The 5766-nt window shown below is 28.4% G+C and carries 11 protein-coding genes; all 11 read left to right on the plus strand.

Going from position 1 to position 5766, the window contains the following annotated elements; all coding sequences use genetic code 11:
• The first annotated feature begins 71 nt into the window (after positions 1 to 71).
• Positions 72 to 278 carry a hypothetical protein gene (locus KTQ83_RS11145; protein ID WP_217256798.1) on the plus strand — a complete coding sequence of 69 codons (207 nt, stop codon included), beginning with the start codon at positions 72 to 74 and terminating at the stop codon, positions 276 to 278.
• A gap of 29 nt (positions 279 to 307) precedes the next feature.
• A complete protein-coding gene (locus KTQ83_RS11150; RefSeq protein ID WP_217256799.1) occupies positions 308 to 961 on the plus strand; it encodes a DUF1287 domain-containing protein in 654 nt (217 codons plus the stop codon).
• 22 nt (positions 962 to 983) lie between these two features.
• Positions 984 to 1157 carry a hypothetical protein gene (locus tag KTQ83_RS11155; protein WP_186999355.1) on the plus strand — a complete coding sequence of 58 codons (174 nt, stop codon included), beginning with the start codon at positions 984 to 986 and terminating at the stop codon, positions 1155 to 1157.
• Positions 1158 to 1186: 29 nt separating this feature from the next.
• A complete protein-coding gene (locus tag KTQ83_RS11160) occupies positions 1187 to 2395 on the plus strand; it encodes a hypothetical protein (protein WP_217256800.1) in 1209 nt (402 codons plus the stop codon).
• A gap of 58 nt (positions 2396 to 2453) precedes the next feature.
• Positions 2454 to 2834, plus strand: coding sequence for a mannose-1-phosphate guanylyltransferase (locus tag KTQ83_RS11165; RefSeq protein ID WP_217256801.1), 381 nt, complete (start codon positions 2454 to 2456; stop codon positions 2832 to 2834).
• A gap of 144 nt (positions 2835 to 2978) precedes the next feature.
• Positions 2979 to 3227, plus strand: a complete 249-nt coding sequence (locus KTQ83_RS11170; RefSeq protein WP_217256802.1) for a hypothetical protein — start codon at positions 2979 to 2981, stop codon at positions 3225 to 3227.
• Positions 3228 to 3428: 201 nt separating this feature from the next.
• Positions 3429 to 4010 (plus strand): DUF3592 domain-containing protein, encoded by a 582-nt coding sequence (locus KTQ83_RS11175; protein WP_217256803.1) that lies wholly within the window; start codon positions 3429 to 3431, stop codon positions 4008 to 4010.
• Between the two features lie 237 nt (positions 4011 to 4247).
• Positions 4248 to 4607, plus strand: coding sequence for a helix-turn-helix domain-containing protein (locus KTQ83_RS11180; RefSeq protein WP_186999360.1), 360 nt, complete (start codon positions 4248 to 4250; stop codon positions 4605 to 4607).
• 17 nt (positions 4608 to 4624) lie between these two features.
• Positions 4625 to 4816 (plus strand): hypothetical protein, encoded by a 192-nt coding sequence (locus tag KTQ83_RS11185; RefSeq protein WP_217256804.1) that lies wholly within the window; start codon positions 4625 to 4627, stop codon positions 4814 to 4816.
• A gap of 139 nt (positions 4817 to 4955) precedes the next feature.
• The gene (locus tag KTQ83_RS11190; protein WP_217256805.1) at positions 4956 to 5330 is read left to right on the plus strand and encodes a GntR family transcriptional regulator; all 375 of its coding nucleotides are present in this window, start codon (positions 4956 to 4958) and stop codon (positions 5328 to 5330) included.
• A gap of 2 nt (positions 5331 to 5332) precedes the next feature.
• On the plus strand, positions 5333 to 5746 hold the full coding sequence (locus KTQ83_RS11195; RefSeq protein ID WP_217285045.1) for an ATP-binding cassette domain-containing protein: 414 nt from the start codon (positions 5333 to 5335) through the stop codon (positions 5744 to 5746).
• The last annotated feature ends 20 nt before the right edge of the window (positions 5747 to 5766 follow it).

A 5766-nucleotide genomic window follows, 5' to 3' on the forward strand; every position in this document is an offset into this window, starting at 1 on the left:
CATTAGAATTTAAAATTTATCTATTTTATGAGTCCTTTTTCTTGACGTAGTACCAAAATATAGAATACTGGATGAATGCTTATATTGATGATTTATTTGAAAGTACTGTTATTATTGGGGATAGTATCCAACATGGTTTCTTTGTTTTAGTTTGTGATGGGTCAAATGACGGAGTTTATTATTATGATTCTTATAGTCTAAGTTCATCAGATGATGAGAACAATGTTTATTTTATCGCTAATACTTTTGATGGGTTTTTTACATTATTATATAACTAATCATTGATTTAAAGGTGGTGTTATTATCAATGAAAAATAAGTATAAAGTAGGTTTAATTTTTATATCAGCTATTGTTCTGTTGTTTGTGGTTTATGTGTTATATTTTTTCAATTACATCCCACATCAAAAATATTCAAATAGCGATTTTAATATCACAACCTATAAGAGTTTACATGATGAAGATGATGATGGCATCGATGATCAAACAGATATTTTGAATAATGTAAAAGCGTATGTTAGTAGCAAGCCTAAATATAAAAGTAAATATTACGGAACAGGTTATCCCAATGATCATTTTGGAGTGTGTAGTGATGTAGTAGCTTTTGGACTAAAAGATGCTGGCTATGATTTAATGGAGTTGGTTAATCAACATGTCCAAAATCATAAAGAAGATTATGATATAGATATTATTGACAAAAATATCGATTTTAGAAGGGCGCAAAATTTGAATATTTATTTCAAATATAACGCACAATCATTAACAACCGATATTCACCGAATTGAAGAATGGCGAGGCGGAGATATTGTCATATTTGAAAATCATATTGGTATCGTATCGGATTATCGGAATAAAGATGGTGTAAGTTTTGTTATTCATCATGCTAGTCCATACCAAATATATTATGAAGAAGATATATTGGAGTATCGAAATGATATCGTCGGACATTATAGAATAAATTGATTTAAATTAAGGAGTAATAGCAATGGATATAATTTTAGTTATTTATGCAGTTTTAGTGTTTTTGATTGGACCTATATGGATTATCAAGAGTGTGAAAACTGATAGCCAAAATAGAATAAAAATGGTTATGACAATAATAATTGGTACTCTTTTAGTTGCAAGTGCAATTTATGCATTAATCAGTGTACTAAAATAGAATTAAATATTAAGAAAGTTGGGATGATTATGGAAAAACAGGTAATAGGATGTTCAAAGTTTGTAAAAATATTAGGGATGATAACAACTGTGGTATTTGGACTAATATGTTTAGTAACACTTATATCAGGTTATTATATTGCAGCACTTTGTTTTCTGCCTTTTGTGTTTTTAGGTGGTGCACTTTTACTAGCATGTAAAAAGCAAACGATAGTCATAGATAAAAACACACTTACTTTTAATTATGTACTAAAGCAGTCAGTTGAGGTGCGTTATACAGATATTAGATGTTTATTATTGATACCACTAGCAAATAGAACACAAATGGCATTGATAGATCGAGACTATAATCGACTTGTAACATTAGATTATGCTTTTGGAAATTTAGAAATTCTTTTTGATGTTTTAGTAGAGCATGAAGTAAATATTGTGGATTTTGAAGAGTTGTTAGAAAAGAAAAAAGATGTATCAAAATATGTTCGTACATTTAATGCTATAGAACGTAATTATTATCATTCGATTGTAGAAGAGACTAAAACGATAGAAAGTATTTCTTCTAATAAATGTGGATTTGATCTTAACAAGTCTAAGAAAATATTGCGTATTCTAGGATTTGTTTTTATAGCACTTGATGTCATTGGTTTTTTCATTGGTGGAAAGATGATGATGGTATTGTACATTCTTGTCATCCTTGGATCATATGCAGTATACCTATGGTATTATCCGTATATTTATATTGAAACTAAGACGAAAAAAGGTGAAGATATCATGCTTCAAATGCCATTTCTTGGAGCTTCGATTGCTTTACTTTTAAATCTAGCTACAACAAATATTTTTGACTATGATTTTATCGACTATTTAAAAATAACATTAATTTTAACAGTTATCTTTTCAATTCCTTTTATCATTAAATCTTTATACACAAAAGTACCACAACGATTTGGTCGTAAATTATCAGTTATTTTTGCAGTTTTGGTGTTCTCATTTACCATTACATTTCCTGTCAATTTCTTATTAACATTTGGAAAATCAGAGCATGAAACAATTGTTATTACAGATAAGGATGTTGATACAGGCAATAGCTTAACAGATTATCAACTAATTGCTTCTTGGCGTGGTGAAGAAAAAGAGTTTAATGTATCTAAAAGTCAGTATTTAAAAACTAATATTGGTGACAGTCGTCGAGTATGCATTCGTAAGAGCCTTTTAGGCTTAGAATACTATAGTGTTCATGAATAAAATTGAAGTTTACTTAATTTTAATGACATAGAAAAATTAGAATTTAGGAGTGATATAAATGATTAAAGATTTAATGTATATTGAACTAAAAACAGGATATTCTGATGATGGTCCAGCATGGATTGGATATGTGAAAACTTCACAAACCAAGAAAACCATTTACTTTAATGACCATGCTTTTCAAAAATATAATGGTGGTTATTCTAACTATGTAGATATTGAAAACGGCGATGAATATTGGATTTCTGGTTTGAAAAAGAGAGAGAGCAATCGTCATTGGGACGGTCATGGGAAAATTATGATTGACCGCAGAGCTATTAATGAATATCTTACTCTGATTGGAGAGAAAGAATTACCCCTAAATTTATTTGAAATAATTGACATTGAAGACAGATTTCCAGTTGAAAGAGTAAATAAACTTTTGAACGACAAAGAATAAAATTCCAGTTTATTAAGATAAATCCAAACTTTTAAAGGAGAATGAAAATGCACTTGTTAGAGGATTATTCACATATTTGGCAAGAAGATAAAGATAATTATATTTTATTACAGATAAATTTTAATTTGAAAGCTAACTATATATATGCTTTATTTCGAAAATGTTAAAAGAGAATTAAAAAAGTGGAATTTTAACTATAAAAATAATGTTCTTCCAGGACATAGCACTTATAAAGTAAAGTGGGTTTTACCTGTAGCTCCGGTTACGCTAATAGCCCCTGAAAAAGAAACTTCATATTTATTTGGATTTAATGAGAAAGGTATCTACAATTTTCCTGTTGATGGAAATTTTTATATTTTAGATTGTTTTTTATTAAAGTGGAAAGGATATTAAAAAAATTGAGGTTAAAAAGGGTCTCTTACTTGAAAATAGTATGATTATTGTGACAAATGAAATGAATGTATCCTTGAAAATGAATAAAACAGTTGTTGGTAATTCATGGATTAAAGAGAATGTAAATTATTTAGAAGAGTTTGATTATTATAAAAGATAATTATAAATAATCAATTATGTTTTAGGAGAGGAATTGAAACTATGACAACCTTAGTTCACATACTAATGATTTTATTTGGTTTTATTACTTTTGTAATTGTAAAAAATAAAAGATATAAAGATGTACCATTTATTAGTTTTATTATGATCTTTTCTTTTGTCGGATTTGGAATAATTTCTGTCTTAACTATCTTTGTTTCATTCGGTAAATTATTACTATTTCCCTTAGCTTGTATTGTCTTTGGTTTAATTTTTATTTTTATGCTTATAAATGATGTGTATGCACTTGTAAGATGTAAAGAAAAAATAAATGGTGTCTACTGTGGATATAATACTTACTATGGAGGTAATGCTGTGTCTACGCAAGCTCCAGTATTTGAGTACACATATCAAGGTCGCATATATAAAGAACAAACAGCTCAAAATATTTCTTATAAACAGTTAATAAAAAAGATGAGAGAAGGAGAAACTTATCCAATTTATGTAGATCCGAAACATCCAGCTGTATTTATTTTTCAAAAAAAGATTAAATTAAGTTTTATTGTTATAGTGTTTTTGGGAATTCTTTTTTTATCTGGTGGTATAGTTACGCTTTTTGAAGCATTACCGTATCTTTTTAGATGATGAAATCCGAAATTATTTATATCAGCTATAAGATAAACGCTTTGTTTACGTTATATGGAATTAATGAACAGGACTTTTTATTTTCTGCTAATTTTTTGTTAAATAGACTAACGACCACACCCAAACTTGTAAAAGATGACGATTTTTTTGGTGAAATGAGCTTGAATTAAAATTGTTAAAAGACTTTGACAATATTCCAAAGGCCTTTGGTAGAATTTTGAGGGCTAGATTAATATAATGAATGATGATGAAAGAAGTGAGAAAATGGATTTAGGGAAGAATATCTTAACATTTAGAAAAAGTTTAAGATTATCACAAGAAAAACTAGGGGATGAGATTGGTGTAACACGACAAACGATTTCTAACTGGGAATGTAATTTAACAACACCGGATGCTTATCAATTGATTGCTTTAGCTAATGCACTGCATGTAAGCCTGGATTCACTTGTAGGTCATTCACAAGAGTCTTTTCTTGTTGAAAAGGTAACGAACGTTGAAGAAGAAATTATGAAGGCGAATCGTTTGTTGAAGATTTCTATTTATATCTTAGTATTTGTGGTTGTTCTTCTTATCTTTGTTTTCATTTCATCCAATTAATGTAAATGGAGGTACATATGAATAAGCAAAGCTTATTAACAGATTTAAAATGGGTTATAGTTTTATTTTTCTCTATTGCAATCGGTAATATTTTTATGCACTTTTTTGAGCAAACTTCGATGAATGTATGGATTGCTAGAGGGATTGGCTGTACGGTATGTGTATTGATTAATTACTTGATACATAAATATGTTTTAAAATCTATTTAATGTAAAGAAGATTCAGTTTATATTACCCTGAATCTTTTTTTATTCTTAACTGTATATAATATATATTGACAGTATTGATAAGCGGGTATATACTGTATATGTAAAATATATACAGTATATAAAATTACGAGGTGAAACTATGGAAATTATATTAAGTAGTTCTAGTTCAAGACCGATTTATGAACAAATTGTTGTTCAAATCAAGGAAATGATTATGAATGGAGAACTTAAGGTTAATGATTCACTGCCTTCTATGCGAAAGTTGGCTAAGGATTTACACGTTAGTATTATTACAACACAAAGAGCTTATGATGAATTATCAAAAGATGGATTCATTCATGTGATTCCTGCGAAAGGTGCTTTTGTTTCAGAACAAAACAAGGATTTTATTCGTGAAGAAAATCTTCGAAGAGTCGAAAAACAATTGCAAGATGTTTGTCTGATAGCTAAACAAAGTGGGATAACAGAAAATGAATTAGAAAAACTACTTCATTTAATATACGAGGAGAATTGATTATGGAAAATGTAATTGAAATTAAAAATTTAAATAAAAAGTATGGAGACTTCTCTTTAAACGGTATTACTTTGGATATCCCCAAAGGAAGCATTGTAGGGCTAATTGGTGAAAATGGTGCGGGAAAATCTACATTGATTAGTTCGATACTTGGAATTATTAAATCTTCATATGATGATTTAAAAATATTTGGTTTAGACTTTAAAACTGATGAAATTAATATAAAAAAAGACATTGCTGTTATATTTGATCAAACACACTATAATGAGGAGTTTACTCCTAATTTTATAGGAAAAATTTTAAGTCGTGTTTATTCGAATTGGGATCAAAAAACTTATTTAAAATATCTAACTCGATTTAAATTACCAATGAAAAAGAAGATTAAGGCTCTGTCACAACAAATGGTTGATTTTTGACGAGAAATAGCGTATAATAA

The organism is Holdemanella porci (assembly GCF_019052655.1).
GTDB classification, from domain to species: Bacteria; Bacillota_I; Bacilli_A; order Erysipelotrichales; family Erysipelotrichaceae; genus Holdemanella; species Holdemanella hominis.

Excerpts from the sequence above, each read along its gene's own strand:
- KTQ83_RS11180 (WP_186999360.1), top strand. The coding sequence starts at position 4,248 with ATGAATGATGATGAAAGAAGTGAGAAAATGGATTTAGGGAAGAATATC.
- KTQ83_RS11145 (WP_217256798.1), top strand. The coding sequence starts at position 72 with ATGAATGCTTATATTGATGATTTATTTGAAAGTACTGTTATTATTGGG.
- KTQ83_RS11150 (WP_217256799.1), top strand. The coding sequence starts at position 308 with ATGAAAAATAAGTATAAAGTAGGTTTAATTTTTATATCAGCTATTGTT.
- KTQ83_RS11190 (WP_217256805.1), top strand. The coding sequence starts at position 4,956 with ATGGAAATTATATTAAGTAGTTCTAGTTCAAGACCGATTTATGAACAA.
- KTQ83_RS11175 (WP_217256803.1), top strand. The coding sequence starts at position 3,429 with ATGACAACCTTAGTTCACATACTAATGATTTTATTTGGTTTTATTACT.
- KTQ83_RS11160 (WP_217256800.1), top strand. The coding sequence starts at position 1,187 with ATGGAAAAACAGGTAATAGGATGTTCAAAGTTTGTAAAAATATTAGGG.
- KTQ83_RS11195 (WP_217285045.1), top strand. The coding sequence starts at position 5,333 with ATGGAAAATGTAATTGAAATTAAAAATTTAAATAAAAAGTATGGAGAC.
- KTQ83_RS11165 (WP_217256801.1), top strand. The coding sequence starts at position 2,454 with ATGATTAAAGATTTAATGTATATTGAACTAAAAACAGGATATTCTGAT.
- KTQ83_RS11170 (WP_217256802.1), top strand. The coding sequence starts at position 2,979 with ATGCTTTATTTCGAAAATGTTAAAAGAGAATTAAAAAAGTGGAATTTT.
- KTQ83_RS11155 (WP_186999355.1), top strand. The coding sequence starts at position 984 with ATGGATATAATTTTAGTTATTTATGCAGTTTTAGTGTTTTTGATTGGA.
- KTQ83_RS11185 (WP_217256804.1), top strand. The coding sequence starts at position 4,625 with ATGAATAAGCAAAGCTTATTAACAGATTTAAAATGGGTTATAGTTTTA.